We start from the raw sequence: 19388 nt of genomic DNA, 5'->3' as shown, positions 1-19388 counted from the left end.
ATTATTTAATTTTGTCTAAACTTTTGGGTGCAGTCTATGAAAGGCGGAGTTTTTTTATTTAGAAATTATGGATTGAAATTCTTTGGAGAATAAAAAAATAAAAACCGTTTTTTTGCTATTTCGAAATCGCTCCAATTATCACAATCTATTTCATAGCCTACAACTCCAGAAGTCGGAAGATTGACAATTTCCTCGGTTAATGAATTAGCAAAATTTGATATTCCATTGTTATGCGAGAATAGAGCAACAGACTTGATAGAATTATCTAATCCATAAATCAAATTTTCAAAATTACTTTCTCTAGGATTATATAATGTTTTGTCTGTAGAAAAAGATTTCTCAAAAACTTCCGAAAATAATTCACAAGTATGAAGAGCACGTTTCGCAGGACTTGAAATAAAGCTGTCTATCTCTACCGATTTTTCTTTTAGTAAATGAGCCATTTTAGGTGCATTTGTAATTCCCAAATCATTAAGAGGGCGGTCAAAATCTTCGACATCTACTGGCCAATCACTCTTGGCATGTCTCACGAGTAAAAGTGTTTTCATTAATAATGAATTAATATTAAATTAAAATTAATAAAAAAAACGATACGTTGATTTTTTACTTTATAATTTTTGATATGTTATTTCTCATTAATATTTATATCATTCTGAAAAATCTACTTTTTCAAGTTTTTTAATCTTTGAAAGTTAGCTTTGGTAAAAGTTATTCTCTGTTTCTTCAATTAATTTTTTCAGATTATAAGTTGTAGATTTTTCACTCAATTTATTAATGGATTGTCCAGTCCATAGATTGACAAATTCTGAATTATTTTGTTCTCTCGCAACCTTACGCAATTCCCCTGTCAACTTATTCTGATAAGGAAATGGAAGTATAAAATCCGAATTTTCTATAGTTTCGATAAAAGTATTCTTGATTCCTCTGGCATATCGTCCTGAAAAACTTTTGGTCAGGATAATGTCATCTTCGTTTACATTTCTTAATCTTTGTTTTTCAAAATCTTTCAAAGCACTTTCTTGTGAACCTAGTAATAGACTTCCAATTTGAAATCCGTCTGCTCCTAAAATTTTTGTTGCTAAAAGTGTTTTTGCATTGTAAATTCCGCCTGCATAGATAATCGGAACTTTTACCGTGTCACGGATTTGGGATAGAAGCGATAAACCACCAATTTGAGGGATATTTTCATTCGTAAAGCTTCCTCTGTGTCCACCAGCTTCTATGCCTTGAGCACAAATAATATCTATCCCAGATTGTTCCAAAATCAAAGCTTCGCTTACCGAAGTGCAAGTTCCAATAAGGATTGTTCCATTGTTCTTCAATTTTTCAATACTTTGTTGGTCGAGATTTCCAAACGTGAAACTTACAATTTTACAATTTTCAGAAATAATTGTATCTACTTGTTCTTGATAGGAATTAATTTTGATTTTATCAATTTCAGGAAGGTCAACTTCGATATGATTTTCCTTAGCCAATTCTTCAAAGAAACTTTTAGTTTTAGAGTACTTCTTTTTCAGTTCCTCTGTAATTTCTGGAATCTCGTGAACAAAAATGTTAACAGCAAAAGCTTTATCTGTGAGTTGTTTTGTCGTTCTGATTAATTCTGAACATTGTTTTGAATCTAAATCAGCCAAAGCTAATGAACCCAAACAATCAGCTTTTGAAGTTGCAGCAACCATTTCTGGAGTTGTAACGCCAAACATTGCTGCTTGGATAATAGGATAGGAGATGTTTAATAGTTTTGTTATGCTATTGTTCCAGTTCATAATGATTGATTATTTTTTTGAAATATTTAAAAATTATAAAATAAAACAGACTTCAAGAGAGCAAATAATACCTCTGAAGCAAAAGAATCAAATGTTTTTATATTATTTTAAATTTTAATTTCCAATAGCTTCGTTGAGAAACTGATTAAAAGGATATATTTCTTTAAAAACTTTAACGGTATTCTTTACAAAGTTTGCATTCAAAACATCTTCATTAGAAAGGGGATGAAAGACCGTGAACTGCTTGAACTTGAGATAATCTCCCATTGGATCTTCCTTGTCAAAACCTTGTGGAACTTTTACTAATCGATCACCTTGTAATTCCAGAACATCTTTGAAAGTTTTTTTATTAAGGATTTTTAGGAAATCTTCGCCTTCAGAACTGATTTTTTCTCGAATAGATTTCAAGTTTTTTGATTCGGTCATATAAACACCACCAGCAAGGAAAGATTTGTTGGGTTCTATATGAACATAATAACCTGCTTGATTCAAAGTTTTGGGTCCATTTTCTACCAACGAAGCTCCGATATTGGTCTTATAAGGCGTCTTATCTTTGGAAAATCTTGTGTCTTTGTAGATTCTGAAAATGCAATTCTTAGCTTCCAATCTTTCTACACTTTTATCAAATTCTGCAACTTCGGAAATAATTTCATTCACAACATTTTCAACATTCTCTTTTGCTTTTAAATACAGGTTTTTATTTTCATTAAACCATTCTCTGTTATTATTAATTTCTAATGTTGAAAGGAAGTTTAATGTTTCTTGATTTATGACGTTTTTCATCGGACTAATATTTCGATTAAAATTAAATAAAAAATCCCGCTGAATAGCAGGATTTTCAATTTTATTGTTTGATGAATTTGGAATTGTAAGTTTTGTTTTTATCTGTTTTGATGTCAATCAGATAAACACCTTTTGATAAACTTTCTACGTTGATTTCTGTTTGTTTAGAAATCGTTTTCAGTTTTTGTCCAGCTACATTGTAGATGTTGATTTCATTTATGTTTTCGTTATCAGATAGATTAATTTTCAGAATATCTTTGACAGGATTCGGGTATAATTTGATGCTGGCTTTCGTTACATCATTTACGGCCAGTATTTGATCATTGATTTTTATATTATCAATATAAGCACTTCCACTAAAGTTATCGTGGACAAAGTTAACACCTGTAATATTAGTTTGAGCAAAATTCGGAATTGTTTTGATTAATACGCCATCAATGTAAAATTTGATTTCGTTGCTGTTGGTTTCAGATCTTAGATGGTACCATCTGTTGGCTTCCCAAGTAAAATCGGTACTTTCATAGCCATAATCTTCATCATTTACTACTTCTAGATTACCTGTATAGTTGAAAGAGTAGATAGAAACCGGCATAAACTCGTCTGTATCTACAACTCCAAAAGTTCCAAACTCAAATGTAGAGCCTTCTAATTCTGTAATAAAAACATCAAAATCTACGATTGTATGTTGAAAATTATAAGCTCTATCAAACATTTTAGCAGCTCCATAGATTGGAAACCAGCCAAAATCTTCTGCTTCATCTACACTTATTTTCAAAGATTGAGTTCCTTCAAAAGCTTTTTCTGTGGAAATCGTTTGATTGTTGATAGGATTTTCATCATTATTAAGTGTAACTTCCCAACCATTTTGTGCGTTAATACTTCCAGCAGAATAACCTTCGGAAGCTTCGAAAGAAATGGTTTGTTGTGCCAATGAAAATGACGAGATAAAGGATAGAATCAATAAGTATTTGTTCTTCATAAATTAAAAATTTGCCAATGATAAGCAAAATAAAACTTAAATCAAATCATTTTTGATAATGAAATGTTTTTAATTGTGATTTTTTGTTAAAACAAGTTTTCGTTAAAATAAATTTTGATGGAATTGCTAAACCTTTTGGCTTAATTACCTTTTCTAGAAAAATTCAAATATTATATCGATGAAAAATAAAAGCTGAATCACTCAGAAATGATTCAGCTTTTTGATTCTTGAAAGGACTTTAGATTACCAATTCTTATCAATCATATAAATTAATTGTCCCATTGCAACTGCACCCAAAAGCATTTCTCTACGATTTACTTTTTCAAAAGTATCTTCTGCAGTATGATGAATGTCAAAATAACGTTGAGAATCAGGAACAAGTTCTGCCGTTGGAACATCTAATTCATTCAGAGGTTCTACATCTGTTCCCGAATATGTTTTCGTGAAATCATAAATGCCATAAGGGAAAAACAAACTTGCCCAAGATTGAATTTGTCTGCGTTTATCCTCTTTCATATCCAGCCCAAAACCTCTTGGTGTAAAACCTCCGCCATCACTTTCTATTGCAAAAAGATGTTTCTCATTATTTTTCTGAGCTTCTTCCTTATACTTTTTTCCACCTTTTACGCCGTTTTCTTCATTCGCAAAACAAACAACGCGGATTGTGTGATTATTTTGAAGATTAAGTTTTTTGAAAGTTCTTAGGATTTCGATACTTTGTACAATACCTGTTCCGTCATCAGAAGCGCCTTCTCCAACATCCCAAGAATCAAGATGACCACCAACCACAATCACGCTTTGGTCTTTCTTGCCAGTGATTTCTCCAATCACAGAATGTGAAAGTTTGTCCGGTTTCATTGTGCAGTTGGAATTCAGTTTCGCCAATATTTTTTCAGATTTGAGTGTTTTTTCAAGTTCATCAGCACTTTTTGGTCCTATTGCTACAGCGGGAATTTTTTCTATTCCTTCCTGATATCTCATCATTCCAGTGTGAGGCACATCATCAAAAGACGAAGAAAGCGAACGTATGATTACAGCTTTTCCGCCTTTTTTAGCAACTAAAGAAGCGGTTGTAGATCGATACTTTCCTGCATCACCATAAGCTTGTCCGGTAGAAATAAATGTCTGATTGAATGAATAATTAAAGAAAACAATTTTACCTTTTACATCAGCTTCAGACAGTTTATTGAACTCATCAAAGGATTTTACAAGGATAATTTCTGCAGTCAGATCTTGACCTTTTGTCCCTTCTGAATTTCCTAATGACAGCATATTCAATTTTTTCCATTGTCCTTTTGTTGTTTTGATTTGTAAAGATTCTTTGCCTCGTACCCAAACCGGAACCATCACTTCCTGATACCAAACTTTGTCTGCACCTGCTTCTTTTAGTTTGTTGAATGCCCATTTTGTAGCTTTCTCATAAGATTCGGATCCGCTGAGTCGATGACCGATATTTTTGGTAAGGTCATATAAATTAGAATAGGCTTGTTCGTTGATTAGGATTTCGTCTGATATTCTTTTGAACTGAATAGAATCCTGTTTGTTTTGTGCAAATAAAATTCCGCCCAGAAGGAGCGGAAGTATTTTGATTAAGGGCTTTTTCATTTATAAAGTAGATTTTTCATTTCAAAATTAAACAATTAATATCATTATCCGGTTATATTTTGAATTTGTCCGAATCAAATGCAGGAATAGGCTTAATTTGAAAAGTAAATTATTTATTTTTGCGGAATGGATTTGAATTCAATTTTTACCAATCAACGCACAGGAAATAATCCGCATACCAAAGTTTCCAGAACCGATTTTCAACGAGATTTTGACAGGATCATTTTCTCATCAGCTTTCCGAAGACTACAGAACAAGACTCAAGTTTTTCCACTTCCGGGAAGTGTTTTTGTACACAATCGTTTGACACATTCTTTAGAAGTTTCTTCTGTTGGTCGTAGTTTAGGAAGTGTGATTGGTGAGTTTATCCACGATAATTTCATCAATGATCTTAATGAAGATTCCAAGAATTTTTATCTTCATAATCTAGGAAATGTGATTGCAGCAGCTTGTCTTTGTCATGATATTGGGAATCCTGCTTTTGGACATTCGGGAGAAGATGCAATTGCGAGTTATTTCGATAGAAATGAATCTGACTTGAAATCAAAATTCAATGAAAAAGAATGGGCAGATCTTATTAATTTTGAAGGAAATGCCAACGCCATCAGAGTTCTTGCGCAACAACAGCAAGGCAAAGATGCAGGCGGAATTCAATTGACTTTTGCAACATTGGCAAGTATTGCAAAATATCCTTGCGAGGCGATTGCTAAGACGAAAGGTATTATTCATCGTAAGAAGTTTGGTTTTTTTCAGAATGAGAAAGATATTTTTCTTGAGATTGCAAAGGGAACATCAATGATTCAAGAAAATGAAAATCCTTATATTTTTAAAAGACATCCGTTTGTTTGGTTGGTAGAAGCTGCTGACGATATCTGTTACAACATCATTGATATGGAAGATGCGCACAGATTGGGAATTGTTTCTACTGCGGATTGTAAAAATCTCTTCTTCGAATTGGTGAAGTCTGAAACCAATGATATCAATAGAGTAGAGCAAAAACTGAATTCTATCAGTAACGAAAATGAACAAATCTCTTATCTGAGAGCCAAAGTTATTAATGCATTAATCAATAAATCTGTAGAACTTTATAAAAGTAATTTCAATACAATTCTGGAAGGTAATTTGGACAAAGGACTTTTGGATATTTACAAATCTGAGAACAAAACTTTACAGGATATTGAAAGTTTTTCTATTGAAAAAATTTACAATCATAAAGCGGTTGTTGAAATCGAAAATGCTGGTTACAACGTGATGTACGAATTGTTGGATCATTTTATTCCTTCGATTTTGAAATCTGTAGGTGAAAGAAAATCTTACGATAAAAAAGCATTAAAGCTTCTGCCAAAACAATTCTTTTACGAAGAAGGAACACATTATCAAAAAGTGCTTGGCGTAATTGATTTTGTTTCCGGAATGACGGATAATTTTGCAACCGATCTTTACAGAAAAATTAAAGGAATTGATATAGGAATGACAATGTAAATAAAAAAAACTCGGAAATTATATTCCGAGTTTTTTTATATTAATTCACAGCCAAAAACGTCAGCAAAATGTTTCTTGATTTTGACTTTTACTTCTTCATAATCTACTTCTTTTTCTAATTCCCGTTTCAAAGAAGTGACTTGTTTGTCAGTAATGCCGCAAGGAATGATATATTCGAAGTAACGCATATCTGTGTTCACATTCAAAGCAAATCCGTGGATCGTAACCCAACGTGAAGCTTTGACACCCATTGCGCAGATTTTTCTAGCATAAGGTTTTCCAACATCCAACCAAACGCCTGTTTCTCCATTCGAACGTTCTCCTTTCAGTCCATATTCTGCAATAGTTCGGATGATGACTTCTTCCAAATCTCGCATATAACGATGAATATCTGTGTAGAAATTCTCCAAATCCAAAATAGGGTAGCCGACAATCTGTCCAAATCCATGATAAGTAATATCGCCACCACGATTCACTTTGACATAAGTCGCATTGATTTCTTTCAGTTTATTTTCATTAGCTAAAAGATTTTCTTCGTGACCGCTTTTCCCTAATGTATAAACGTGCGGATGCTCTACAAATAACAGATAATTATTAGTTTCTTTCTGATCTTCCGGATTGTCTCTGTTGTGCTTCTTAGTATCGAGATTTTGTTTCAGTAATTCTTCTTGGTAATCCCAGCTTGGTTGATAATCTTTGATTCCTAAATCCTGAAACTTGACTTTTTTATTGATGATAGAATTCACTTCAATTGAATTAATTATACAAAATTACTCATTATTTCACCAAATAACAATAAACGAAAAAAACCACCCGAAGGTGGTCTTATAAAGAATAAAATCTGAAAATATAGCTTATTTTACAATAAGCTTTTTAGTTTCTATCTGTCCTCCGTAAGTGATTTTAACTAAATAAGTTCCTGTAGAAAGCTTGTTTAGATCCACTTCTTGGGTAGAGAATCCAGACTGATTAATAATCGAAGTTTCATATACTTTTTTCCCTGAGAAGTCAAATACTTCGATGTTTCCATTTTTAGAAGCGGCTTCTTTTACATCAAATAATATATTAACTTTTTTGTCTTCTTTTGTTGGATTTGGATAGATCCCGAAAGTTCCTTTTTTCCCAAAGTCTGCTACAGAAAGTTCTCCTGTAATATCTTTGTATTTGAAATACATATTACCAGTCGTTGCTCCTCCGTTTGATGTGAAGTACATTCTATAATATTTGTTCCCTTCTTTTACATAATAAACAACATCTTCATAAGCAATAGGAGTAAAACCACTAGTTCCTTTCCAAGAATGACCAATTGTTGTGATTTCTTTTTTGAACGCATTGGTTGTAGGAAGTGTATTTGTAGCAGTACTTTGTGTTTCTGGTTTTACATAAGCTACCGTTACGTTTGGAGATTGTATAGTTCCGGACATCAGATACATCATTATACCATTATAAAAAGTCCAATATCTTGTAAACATCAAGTCCCATGCATCTTTTGCTGGTTCTAGATTTTCAATTTTTTCACCTGTAGCGAAAGAGAAGTAGTTGAAGTATGCATTATCAGAGCCGTTAGCAATTGTTTTGGTTTGTGTAGTTCCCCAAGCACTACCATTCCATTTAGCATATTTGAAGGTGTAACCGCTGAAGTAATCTTCTATAAAAAATTTGTATAAGTCGCCATTACCATATTTTAAAATAAAAACCACTTTACCTTTGATATGATGATCAGAACCATAAGTTCCCCAACTGTAGTTTGGATGCCCCGGTGGTAGAAGTGTTGCATTATCAAAAGCTCCATCCTCAAGATAGTCGGTTTTATCAGGGTTGTAAAGTGGATCTCCAGCATTATCAATATCTCCAGGAACAACAGTGTCAAAATCTGCTGGATTAGATGAGATTTGATAAACATTTATTTTGCATCATTTATTTTTTCTCCAAAACCCATCGCTGAATTTCTGTAAAAAGCGATATCCCATCCTATTGCAGGTTGAGTAACTATTTTGTTTTCAGAAAAATCAAAAAAGACTCTATTTGCATATTGAGCTCCCATTGATAGATCAACCTGTGTGTAACCAAATTCATCAGTTTGGGATAAAATAGTCTGACTTACCGAAAGAGAAAGTACAGCTGCAAAAAATAGTTTTGTTTTCATAATTATAATTGAATTCTGTTATTTAGAATGATTCTACAAAACTAACATTTAATTCTTATTTAGAATTATTAAAAACTAAAATATTTTATGAAATGATAAATGTCATCAGCTGATTAGATTTTGTGTAACACAAAAAAAGCCTTTTAAGAAAACTTAAAAGGCTGGTAGTTTTAAAATAATTGTTAATTATTTTTTGATGAATTTAGATTTTACAGATTGTCCATTTTTGTTTTCAATAACGATGAAATAAACACCAGTTTTCAATCTTGTAATATCAAGTGAGTTATCAATTATTTTTCCTTCATTTGCAATTGCTCCGGTAGCCGAATAAACTTTTGCGCTAGAAAGTTGCTCTGTAGTAGAGAATTTTAAAGAATTGTTATCTGCAGAAACAGCAAATTTCAGGTTACTTGAGTTGAAAGCACTTTCGTTAACTGCTAAGTTTGCACCATATTTTACATTATCGATACGGATAGGTGTATGCATAGTAGCAGAAGTAGTTCTTATAACTAGATAAGTGTCTGTAGAAGCTGGGATTACCACTTTTACATTTTGAATAGTCGTACTTGTAAGTTCAATTGGATTACCTACAGCTACAAAGGTTGTCATATCCGCAGGGTTACTTGCAACTCCAACTTGTACGACTCCTGTTGTACCAAGACCACCGGCTTCCATTGCTGTGTCGAAAGATAGAGTTTTGTCTCCAGCTGGTGCTACAATCTGTGGAGTGATAAGGAACATGTCCTTTGCAACATTAATTCCTGGATATGCTTGGATATATTTATTAGAACCTGCAGTAACAATCATCATAGCTGGTGGTGCTGAGGTGAATCCAGGCAAACTTACAGACCATCCATTTTGAGGGAAAGTTGTGTTACCAGATGTGAAGTTATTGAAATCTTCATTAATTGTTATTAATTGCGCATTAGCAACTACCGCTAATAAAGATGCTGCCAAAAATAATTTTGCTTTCATATTAGATATTGTTAAACTTAAATTGTTATTTAGAATTATTCCACAAAAGTATGAATTTATTTTTAATCATTCTAAATAAAAGCTTATCTTCGCAAAAATTTTTTTCAATGAAGAAGCGAACGATGAGCCTTCTGTCCATAGCTGTTTTGAATTTTGCCTATGCTCAAATAGACTCAATTAATCAAAAAAATATTGAAGAAGTTGTTGTTACAGGACAATATAATGCTCAATCTGTTAACAAGTCAATCTACAAAGTTGAAGTAATCAATGCTGAGCAGATCAAAAATATGGCAGTAACCAATGCTGCTGAAGTTCTAAACCAAAACCTTAATATTCTTATTGTACCAAGCGCAAGTTCTGGAGATTCTCAAGCTAACATTATGGGTTTGAGTGGAGAATATACAAAGGTTTTGATTGATAATATCCCTGTAGTGAGCGATCAAGGAATGGGTAATATCTTTGATCTTACCAAGATCAATGTCAATAATATCGAACGTATAGAAATAGTAAAAGGCTCAATGGGTGTAGAATATGGTAACAATGCAATGGCAGGTGTTATTAATATTATTACCAAAAAGGATTATCAGAAGAAAATCAATATCAACGCTTCTTTGCAAGAAGAAACGGTTGGGAAAAATTATGATTGGTACAAAAAAGGAAACGGGAGACATATTCAGAGTCTTAATTTAGGATATAGAATATCAGATAATTGGACTTTTTCCGCAGATATTAATCATAATGATTTTCAAGGATTTCAAGGCATACAAAAAGGTTATAAACATTTTGATGAGAGCGTAAATGGAGAACGTGGTTATGAATGGCAACCAAAAGATCTATTAATTGCTAATGCAGCATTGCGATACGCAAAAAATAAGACGACATTGTTTTATAAAGTTAATTTTTTGATCGAAGAAATTAATTACTATGACCCTAATACTAATGTTTTACCTTTTGCTGGTGGTGAAAGAACATTTACTTCAAATGATGTGGATTATTTTACAAAAAGATGGATCCATCAGCTAAATGTGACTACTAAATTAGGCGCAAACATTAATTATACAGGAGATTTCTCTTATCAAATCCAAGAAAGACAATCTCAAGATAAACTTTATGATGTACCCAATAGGTATGTAAGATCTACAGATCCAAAAGAGACCTTTTATAAATCTGAAGTTCTATATTCTAGAGGCATGTTCAGTAACTTTTTAAATAGTGATAAAATTAATTTTCAGATTGGTTATGAGCTAGATCGTACAAAAGGTTTTGCAAATTCTTCTACTTTTGAAAATCAAATTGGAGATAACGACAAAAATATAAACAGAACCATTTTCAATTACGCTAATTTTCTTTCAGCAGAATGGAATCCTTTGAATTGGTTATCCTTTCGTCCAGGTATTAGATTGGCTTTGAGTGATAAATTTGATGAACAGTACAATTACTCATTAACTACCAGATTCAGAACATCGGAAAATTCAAATATCAGAACTATTTTAGGTTCCGCCAATCGTTTTCCGAAGTATGATGAGCTCTACACTTACATTGTAGATAGTAATCACGATATAAGAGGTAATGAAAATCTAAAGCCAGAAACGGGATATTCTGCAGGTGCTTTTTGGGATTATGCAACGGCTACTTCGGGCAATTGGAAACTTAATGTTGGACTTAGTGGGATGTATATGGATGTAAAAGATCGTATAGAAAGTGTAATTGTAAGTAACGTTCCATTACGATACACCTATCTGAATGTGGATAATTACAAATCAATACTATTTGGTGGAAGTTTCAGTGCAAGAAAAGATAATTTTTCTTTCAATGCTGGGATTTCTACACTAGGAATTTCACAAAACTTAAATACAGGAAATGCTACTTCCGATGATAATTTTAATTATTATATGGAAATTAATGCTGCTGCAAACTATACCTTGCCAGTAACTAATACTTTATTTGCCTTATACTACAAATATACCGGCAAAAGCAAATTATATTCATTAGAGTTTAAAGATGCTGCAGATACAGGAACATACGTATTAGGAGATATTGGAGATTTTAGTATGTTAAATTTTACAGTTAGCCAACCATTCTTCAACAACTATTTTGAACTAGCTCTTGGTATTAAAAACATTTTTGATGTTACTAGTATTAGAAATACTGTTCAGTCTGGCAATGCGCACAATGGTCCTGCTGATACTCAGAATTTGTTCTATGGAAGAAGCTATTTTGCAAGAGTTAATTATAATTTTTAAAAGCTGAGAAAATGAAAAAATTATTGTTCATACTAATATCAATTATTACACTTCAATCTTGCCTTAAAGATAATGAAGATCCAATTGCCGTTTCTCCAATAGAGGGAGCTATTGCTAATCCAAGCGTTGCGGGACCTACTCAGCCAAATCAAGTATGGGTAGATTTAAGTGATGTTGATGCTCAAGGTAATCCCAAACAGACGCTTAATGTGCGTACAGATTGGGATTTGGCTTTCTATTCTGGTGATCAATTTAAGGTCGTTCTCAATTCTTCAATAATGATGGCGGCTGGAAAAATTCCTAACGTTACAGATATTAATCTTGTAAAAGAATCAGAAGTTGCAGAGCTTAAAACTAAAGTTCAGGTTGCTAATTTTGATCCAACCAATGTTTCTTATGTTGATGATGTAAAAGGTAATTTTCCTACTGATTATACTGCTATTTCAGAAATTGCAATTAATGATGCAGATAATGCAGTATATCTTGTTAATTTAGGAAAAGATATTTACACTGGAACTGTACCTGTAGGTTCAATAACTACTGGAGGTAATGAAAGAGGCTGGATGAAAATCCAAATAACTAGAGCAGGATCCGAAGCGTATAAAATCAAATATGCCAATTTGGGCGATACAACTTATAAAGAATATACTATTGCTAAAAATACGGATTATAATTATACTTTTTTTAGTCTGAAGAATAATAAAGAACTTCTTATTCAGCCTCAAAAAGAAAAATGGGATCTTTGTTTTACGGTCTTTACTAATGTGATAGAAGGAGCGGGAACTTACATTTATGGAGATTTTGTATTGGACAATATAATGGGAGGAGCGGCTTCTTATCAGGTAACAATTCCTTCAAATGTTAATGCCACAGAGTATTATAACAATTTCAAAGCTTCTGATATTGATATGTCAAAATTTAATTATACAGATCAAAGAACAATCGGTGCAAACTGGAGAAATCCTGTTGGAACAAACGGATTAGAAACTTATGGAGACCGATTTTACGTATTGAAGGATCCTGAAGGTTTTTATTTCAAAATTAAGTTTCTGAGAATGACAAATGACGATGGCGTTCGTGGCTATCCACAATTCGAATACAAACCACTTTAATCAAACCAAAATAAACATATGAAAAATATCAAAATAGCTGTTCTCTCAGCGCTTCTTTTGGCAGGGTTTTCTTGTAAAAAAGAAGATTCTAAAGTTGCAAAACCGAAAGAATCTAAAACTGAAGTACCGGTTTCTAATCAAAAAATAGTAAGTATCAGTGGAGGTGTTACGGAGATTGTAGCTGCGCTTGGTCACGAGAAAGAAATCGTTGGGATTGATGTTACAAGTACGTATCCGGAAAGTTTGAAAACTACAGCTGAGGAATTAGGACACGTTCGTTCTATGACTATTGAACCGATTATGAAACTTAATCCAACTTTGATTTTAGCTTCTGATAAAGACATCAATCCGGATTTATTAGAAAAAATCAAAGCTTCTAAAATCAAAACGGAATTATTCAATCAAGAGTTTTCTATTGATGGAACTAAAAAGTTAATTGACCAAGTTGCAAAAGCTTTAGGAAATACAAATCAGCAAGCATTATTAGAGAAAATTGATGTAGACGTAAAACAAATCCAGCCAATCGCTAAAAAACCAAAAGTCCTTTTTATCTACGCTAGAGGAAATATGATGATGGTTGGCGGAAAAAATACACCAATGGCAAGTATTATAGAAATTGCAGGAGGGCAAAATGCAGCAAATGATTTCGAGGATTTCAAACCTTTAACACCAGAAGCGGTTGTGCAGTCAAATCCTGATGTACTGTTGTTCTTCTCAAGTGGTTTACAAAGTTCAGGTGGAATAGAAAGTGCACTTAAAATGCCAGGCGTTCCTCAAACCAATGCAGGTAAAAACAAAAAAGTAATCGCATTGGACGGCGGATTATTATCATCTTTCGGACCAAGAGTTGGAGAAGCTGCTTTAAGTTTAAACAGATTGTTAATCGAGTCTTCAAAATAAAACTTTGAACCTAAAAGTTCAACATTAATAGTTGTAGGTCTAACCTATGGAAAGAAATAATTAAGCGTTTTGAAATCAAAAAGTCTTACATTTTACGCCATCATCGGTATTATTTTATTAATAATGATGATGATTTTAGCTTTAAATATCGGGGTCTATGACTTCGGAGGTTCTTCTTCATATGAAGTATTGTGGAAGTTTTTTACCGATGATTCTTCATTATCATTAAGTGAAAAATATGTGATTTGGGATGTTCGAACTTCACGGATTGTAATGGCAGTTTTAATTGGAAGTATGTTAGCGGTTTCTGGAACAACCTTACAAGGAATGTTTAAAAATCCTTTAGCAACGGGAGAATCGATTGGTCTAACATCGGGAGCAACTTTACTAGCGGCGATTACAATCGTTCTCGGACATACTTTTGAATCTTATCTTCCTGAAATCATAAGAAATTCATTAGTTGGCGTTTCGGCGTTTGTAGGTGCATTCTTAGCAATGGTTATTGTTTACAGAATTTCCACAAGCGCAGGAAAAACAAATGTTGTAATGATGCTGCTTTCAGGAGTTGCCATTACATCTATTGGTTTTTCATTTGTAGGGTTTTTGATTTATATATCTAAGGACGAACAGCTTAGAGATTTAACATTCTGGAATCTAGGAAGTTTAGCAGGCGCAACTTGGACAAGGAACATTATTTTATCAATTGTTCTATTGTTTTCATACATCATTATTTTACCGAAAGGAAAAGCGTTAAATGCAATGTTATTAGGCGAAAAAGATGCACAGCATTTGGGAATCAATGTTGAGACTTTGAAAAAACAAATCGTATTGATAACTTCATTAATGATAGGGACTTGCGTTGCATTTTCGGGTACAATCGGTTTTGTCGGACTTATTGTTCCTTACATTTTGAGATTATTATTCCGTTCAGATTATCATTTCATTTTGCCTTTATCAGCAATTTGCGGAAGTATTTTGTTATTGCTTGCAGACACAATCAGTCGAACAATCGTTGCACCGTCAGAATTACCAATCGGAATTTTAACATCATTGATTGGAGGTCCAATTTTCATTGCAATTCTTATCAAATATAAAAATACTTTGAGATGATAAAAGGACACCAAATCAATTATCAAAGTCAAAACGTCAGTATCTTAAAAGGTGTTGATATCAATGTCGGTTACGGAGAATTTCTGGCGATTGTTGGTCCAAATGGAGCAGGGAAGTCAAGTCTGTTAAACGTTCTAGCCAACGAAATCAGAACCGATAAAAAACAGGAGATATTCTTCAAAGACAAAATAATTTACGCCTGGAAACTCGAAGAATTATCAAAACATAAAGCCAAATTTTCCCAGCACAACGCTCAGGATATCCCGCTTTTGGTGAAAGATGTTGTGATGATGGGGCGTTATCCTTACTTCGGTTCTCAGCCGACTTTGGATGATATAAAATCCACGGAAATTGCTATGGTGGAAACAGAGATTATTCATTTTCGAGACAGAGATTACAACTCGCTTTCCGGTGGTGAAAAGCAGAGAGTTCATTTGGCGAGAGTTCTTGCTCAGTTGGACAACGAGATTGCGCACAGGCTTTTGTTTTTGGACGAACCACTCAATAATCTGGACATCAAACACCAACACAATACATTAGAATTAATTAAAAAATTTACTCAAAATAATAACACCGCAGTCGTTGTTTTACACGATTTGAATTTAGCTGCCAGTTTCGCAGACAAAATTCTGTTGATGGAAAAAGGAGAAGTTTTAGCTTACGGTGCTCCGGAAGAGATTTTTACGGAGGAAAAAATCAGCCGAGCTTACAACTTTCCGTGTACCATTTGCAAACATCCGGTCAACGACAGCACAATGATTTTATTTGGTTAAAAGAATTATTTGGGCAGCTTAATCCGCCTTCCGCTCCCAATCTTTTCACTTCGCTACGCTGCGTAAAAAGGATTTCCGCTCAAGTCGGGCTGCGAGTGATTCAACGGTTAATCTGTAAAATCAGCGAGAAAAATAAATCTTAGCTTCAAAAAACTAAAAAATGACAGAACAAGAACTCAAAATATTAGCACAGCAATTATCCAATCCGGAAGGAAAAACCGGAAAAGAAGTCGCGAAAATGATGAACGAAACCAATATTTCGATGACCAAAGAAAGCATTAAAGCTTTACATTTGGCGGACAACGAAAGCGTTTTAGAACTTGGTCACGGCAATGCGGGACACTTGTCTTATCTTTTGGATTTTGCAGAAAATATCAAATACACAGGCTTAGAAATTTCTGGAACAATGAAATCCGAAGCTGAAAGTATCAATTCAAAATATCTTTCTCAAGCCAATTTTCAATTATACGACGGAAACAAAATTCCTTTTGAAAGTGAAAGCTTTGATAAAGTAATGACTGTCAATACAATTTATTTCTGGGAAAATCCCGTGGAATTCTTTAATGAAATTTACAGAGTTTTAAAGAAAGACGGAAGTTTTGTCCTCACATTTGCAAAGAAAGATTTTATGAAAAACCTTCCTTTTACAGCAGATTTCAAGCTTTACAATTACGAAGATGTGGAAGAATTAGTCGCACAAACCAATTTCAAAAGGATGATTCGCTCCGATAAAGAAGAATGGATAACCAGCAAAACCGGAACATTCGTAAAAAGAGAGTACAAAGTCCTAACAATCAAAAAGTAAAAAAAATAGTAGCTTATATTTTCAACTTTTCTAAGCGATAGCGCCTTTGTGAACCTTAAAACAATTAATAATAAAAAATCTTTGTGAGCTTTGTGTTAAATAAAGCAAGCACTTAAAATAAACAATCAAAAAACAAATCAATATGAGTACATTAATAAATGATTTAAAGTCAAAATGGGAAGTTCTGAAAGCAGAAAATCCACATCTTAGAATAAGAAACGCCGCAGAACAGTTAGGTGTTAGCGAAGCAGAGCTTTTAGCAACAAACATCGGAAATGGCGTTACAGTTCTTAAGCCAGAATTCTCATCGCTTTTGCAGGAAGTTGTAAAGCTTGACAAAGTAATGGCTTTGACAAGAAACGACGAATGTGTTCACGAAAGAAAAGGTGTTTATCTGAATCCTGATTTCAGCAATCCTCACGGACAGGTTTTCGTAGGAGAGGACATCGATTTGAGAATCTTTATCAACTCTTGGAAATTTGGTTTTTCTGTTGTTGAAGGCGATAGAAAAAGTTTCCAATTCTTCGGAAAAGACGGATTGGCACTTCATAAAATCTATTTGACAAACAAAAGCAACGAAGCAGAATTTGATGCTTTAACAGAAAAATATAAAGCTGACGAACAATCTTCCGAAATTGTAACAGAACCAATTGCTTCAAAACCTGCAGAAAAAGCAGATTCTGAAATCGATGTAGTAGGTTTTCAACAAGCTTGGAAAGATTTACAGGACACACACGATTTCTTTATGATGACTAAGAAATTCGGGGTTAGCAGAACGCAAGCGTTGAGATTGGCTCCGGAAGGTTTCGCTCAAAAAATCGATAATTCTAAAGTCGTTAATGTTTTGGAAGATGCTTCTGAAAAACACATTCCAATTATGGTTTTTGTTGGAAACAGAGGAATTATTCAGATTCATACCGGCGAAGTTAAGAAGACGCTTTGGCATCAACAATGGTTCAATGTAATGGATCCGGATTTTAACCTACACCTTGATACAACCAAAATTGGTGAAACTTGGATTACGAAAAAACCAACTGAAGACGGCGAAGTAACTTCGGTAGAAGTATTCAACAAAGACGGTGAATTTATCGTTCAATTCTTTGGAAAAAGAAAGCCGGGAAATCCAGAACTCCAGGAATGGAAAGACTTGGTTGCCGGCTTATAAATAAGAAATAATTATTAATCTGAAGTCGTTTTATAGCTTTAATTTACTTTAGAACGACTTCTTTATTTTATTGCTAATGAAAAAGTTATTATTGTTTATCGCTATAATAAGTTTAAGTAATATAAATGCACAAAATTTTGATGCATTTAAATTCTATAACAAGAAATCAAAAGAGGTTTCTTCCAAAAATTTAATTAAAGAATTGGCGGATTATGATGTTGTTTTTATTGGCGAACATCACGATAATTCTATTAACCATTGGTTGGAAAAAAGAATTACAGAAGCTCTTTTCGAAAAGAAAAACGGGCTGATTATTTTAGGAGCAGAAATGTTCGAAAGAGATAATCAACAAGCTTTGAATTCTTATTTAGCAGGAAAAATTGAAGCCAAAAATCTGAAAGATTCTTTAAGACTTTGGAAAAATTACGAAACCGATTACAGACCTTTGGTTGATTTTGCGAAAGACAAAAAACTCAGTTTCATTGCAACGAATGTTCCTAGAAAATACGCTTCCCAAACTTCCAAAAACGGAATTAGCAGTTTGAATGAACTACCAGAAGCAGAAAAGAAATTCATTGCGAAATTGCCGATAGAAGTGACCTTTGAAACGCCTGGCTACAAAGAAATGAAATCTCTGATGGGAGACCACGTTGACGAAATGAAATTAATGAATTTTGTCTCAGCTCAAGCCATAAAAGATGCAACAATGGCTGAATCGATTTTCCAAAATCTACAGTCCGGAAAGATTTTCATCCATTACAATGGCGATTATCACAGCAAGCAATACGGCGGAATCTATTGGTACTTAAAAAAGAAAAATCCAAATCTTAAAATCGCAGTTATTTCAGTTTTTGAATCTGAAAAACCGGATTTGTCTTTACCTGAGAAAGATTTTATTCCGACAGAATTTAACCTTGTGATTCCGAGTGATATGACGAAGACTTATTAGAATTGGTCTAATATTTTTTTAGGCAGAACTTTTAATAATTGAGACTTATAATCTTTTTCAACTATTACAAATTTCCATTCGTTTCCATTACTAGAAACTGCGCAAGCTTTCATTTTAGCATTAATTATATAATCATCTTGTTTTGAAGAATAAGTTACATTTTCTTTTCCAAACTTTTTGTAAAGACCATCACTAATTTGTGCTTTTATTTGTTGATTATTCGGAAAAGAAGTCCAATCAATTTTTAGATTCATTTGGAATCCATAATTTGTAAATGAGAAAAATTCATTATTAATTTTTTCTGGTTTTTCAACATCAAGAACTTTAAAATCTAAAATTGTTGTTTTAATAGCTGGATTGTTATAAGTGAAATTCAAAATTTTTTTCATTTGCTCTTTTGAAACAACATTAAAATATTTTGGATAGATATGTTCAACGGCTTTGTCCATATCTTTTGACTTCATATTTTGTACAAAAGAAGTTAAGTCTTTTTTTATAGTATTCTCATAATTATTTTGGCTGAATAAAAATGTATAAAAGACTGAAAGTAATAAGATTAATAGTTTTTTTCTCATCATTAAAAAATATCCTCAAA

19 protein-coding genes are annotated in these 19388 nt (G+C 33.1%); 9 read left to right on the top strand and 10 right to left on the bottom strand.

The features are described from left to right. Positions 1-65: 65 nt before the first annotated feature. From RTY06_RS11530 to RTY06_RS11510, 5 genes are all read right to left on the bottom strand, one after another. Positions 66-548, bottom strand: a complete 483-nt coding sequence (locus tag RTY06_RS11530; RefSeq protein WP_312825027.1) for a histidine phosphatase family protein — start codon at positions 546-548, stop codon at positions 66-68. A gap of 144 nt (positions 549-692) precedes the next feature. Then, a complete protein-coding gene (locus RTY06_RS11525; RefSeq protein WP_312825025.1) occupies positions 693-1766 on the bottom strand; it encodes a nitronate monooxygenase in 1074 nt (357 codons plus the stop codon). A 114-nt stretch (positions 1767-1880) separates the two neighbouring features. Beyond that, positions 1881-2549: a DUF2461 domain-containing protein gene (locus RTY06_RS11520; RefSeq protein ID WP_312825023.1), complete on the bottom strand. Its 669-nt coding sequence runs from the start codon at positions 2547-2549 to the stop codon at positions 1881-1883. A 61-nt stretch (positions 2550-2610) separates the two neighbouring features. Then, on the bottom strand, positions 2611-3528 hold the full coding sequence (locus RTY06_RS11515) for a T9SS type A sorting domain-containing protein (RefSeq protein WP_312825021.1): 918 nt from the start codon (positions 3526-3528) through the stop codon (positions 2611-2613). A 243-nt stretch (positions 3529-3771) separates the two neighbouring features. Then, positions 3772-5133, bottom strand: a complete 1362-nt coding sequence (locus tag RTY06_RS11510) for a M20/M25/M40 family metallo-hydrolase (protein ID WP_312825019.1) — start codon at positions 5131-5133, stop codon at positions 3772-3774. A gap of 126 nt (positions 5134-5259) precedes the next feature. On the opposite strand from RTY06_RS11510, the gene RTY06_RS11505 reads away from it, so the two are divergent. Then, positions 5260-6615, top strand: coding sequence for a deoxyguanosinetriphosphate triphosphohydrolase (locus tag RTY06_RS11505; protein WP_312825018.1), 1356 nt, complete (start codon positions 5260-5262; stop codon positions 6613-6615). Positions 6616-6650: 35 nt separating this feature from the next. Here RTY06_RS11505 and lipB read toward each other — a convergent pair whose 3' ends face one another. From lipB to RTY06_RS11485, 4 genes are all read right to left on the bottom strand, one after another. Then, positions 6651-7361 carry a lipoyl(octanoyl) transferase LipB gene (gene lipB, locus RTY06_RS11500; protein WP_312825017.1) on the bottom strand — a complete coding sequence of 237 codons (711 nt, stop codon included), beginning with the start codon at positions 7359-7361 and terminating at the stop codon, positions 6651-6653. 108 nt (positions 7362-7469) lie between these two features. After that, positions 7470-8315 carry a T9SS type A sorting domain-containing protein gene (locus tag RTY06_RS11495; RefSeq protein ID WP_312825016.1) on the bottom strand — a complete coding sequence of 282 codons (846 nt, stop codon included), beginning with the start codon at positions 8313-8315 and terminating at the stop codon, positions 7470-7472. Between the two features lie 203 nt (positions 8316-8518). Continuing rightward, positions 8519-8761 (bottom strand): hypothetical protein, encoded by a 243-nt coding sequence (locus RTY06_RS11490; RefSeq protein WP_312825015.1) that lies wholly within the window; start codon positions 8759-8761, stop codon positions 8519-8521. Between the two features lie 186 nt (positions 8762-8947). Continuing rightward, the gene (locus RTY06_RS11485) at positions 8948-9736 is read right to left on the bottom strand and encodes a T9SS type A sorting domain-containing protein (protein WP_312825014.1); all 789 of its coding nucleotides are present in this window, start codon (positions 9734-9736) and stop codon (positions 8948-8950) included. A 107-nt stretch (positions 9737-9843) separates the two neighbouring features. Here RTY06_RS11485 and RTY06_RS11480 point away from each other — a divergent pair, with 107 nt between their 5' ends. From RTY06_RS11480 to RTY06_RS11445, 8 genes are all read left to right on the top strand, one after another. After that, positions 9844-11979 carry a TonB-dependent receptor plug domain-containing protein gene (locus tag RTY06_RS11480; RefSeq protein ID WP_312825013.1) on the top strand — a complete coding sequence of 712 codons (2136 nt, stop codon included), beginning with the start codon at positions 9844-9846 and terminating at the stop codon, positions 11977-11979. A gap of 11 nt (positions 11980-11990) precedes the next feature. Then, complete coding sequence (locus RTY06_RS11475; RefSeq protein WP_312825011.1) at positions 11991-13091, top strand: HmuY family protein; 1101 nt, start codon at positions 11991-11993, stop codon at positions 13089-13091. Between the two features lie 18 nt (positions 13092-13109). Further along, positions 13110-13991 (top strand): hemin ABC transporter substrate-binding protein, encoded by an 882-nt coding sequence (locus tag RTY06_RS11470; protein ID WP_312825009.1) that lies wholly within the window; start codon positions 13110-13112, stop codon positions 13989-13991. A 69-nt stretch (positions 13992-14060) separates the two neighbouring features. Beyond that, positions 14061-15101 (top strand): iron ABC transporter permease, encoded by a 1041-nt coding sequence (locus RTY06_RS11465; RefSeq protein WP_312825007.1) that lies wholly within the window; start codon positions 14061-14063, stop codon positions 15099-15101. After that, complete coding sequence (locus RTY06_RS11460) at positions 15098-15874, top strand: heme ABC transporter ATP-binding protein (protein WP_312825006.1); 777 nt, start codon at positions 15098-15100, stop codon at positions 15872-15874. The genes RTY06_RS11465 and RTY06_RS11460 overlap by 4 nt, the downstream gene beginning before the upstream one ends. 160 nt (positions 15875-16034) lie before the next feature. Beyond that, on the top strand, positions 16035-16679 hold the full coding sequence (locus RTY06_RS11455; protein WP_312825005.1) for a class I SAM-dependent methyltransferase: 645 nt from the start codon (positions 16035-16037) through the stop codon (positions 16677-16679). 142 nt (positions 16680-16821) lie between these two features. Further along, positions 16822-17844 (top strand): ChuX/HutX family heme-like substrate-binding protein, encoded by a 1023-nt coding sequence (locus tag RTY06_RS11450; protein WP_312825004.1) that lies wholly within the window; start codon positions 16822-16824, stop codon positions 17842-17844. Between the two features lie 76 nt (positions 17845-17920). Next, a complete protein-coding gene (locus RTY06_RS11445) occupies positions 17921-18793 on the top strand; it encodes a ChaN family lipoprotein (protein WP_312825003.1) in 873 nt (290 codons plus the stop codon). On the opposite strand, the gene RTY06_RS11440 is transcribed toward RTY06_RS11445, so the two are convergent. Next, entirely contained in the window at positions 18790-19371 is a 582-nt protein-coding gene (locus RTY06_RS11440) for a hypothetical protein (RefSeq protein ID WP_312825002.1), read from the bottom strand. The two genes, RTY06_RS11445 and RTY06_RS11440, sit on opposite strands and share 4 nt — an antisense overlap. Positions 19372-19388 lie beyond the last annotated feature (17 nt).

Source organism: Epilithonimonas sp., assembly GCF_032055105.1.
Taxonomy (GTDB): Bacteria; Bacteroidota; Bacteroidia; order Flavobacteriales; family Weeksellaceae; genus Epilithonimonas.
The sequence above is the reverse complement of the archived record's forward strand: the minus strand, read 5'-3'. Positions and strand labels throughout refer to the sequence as shown.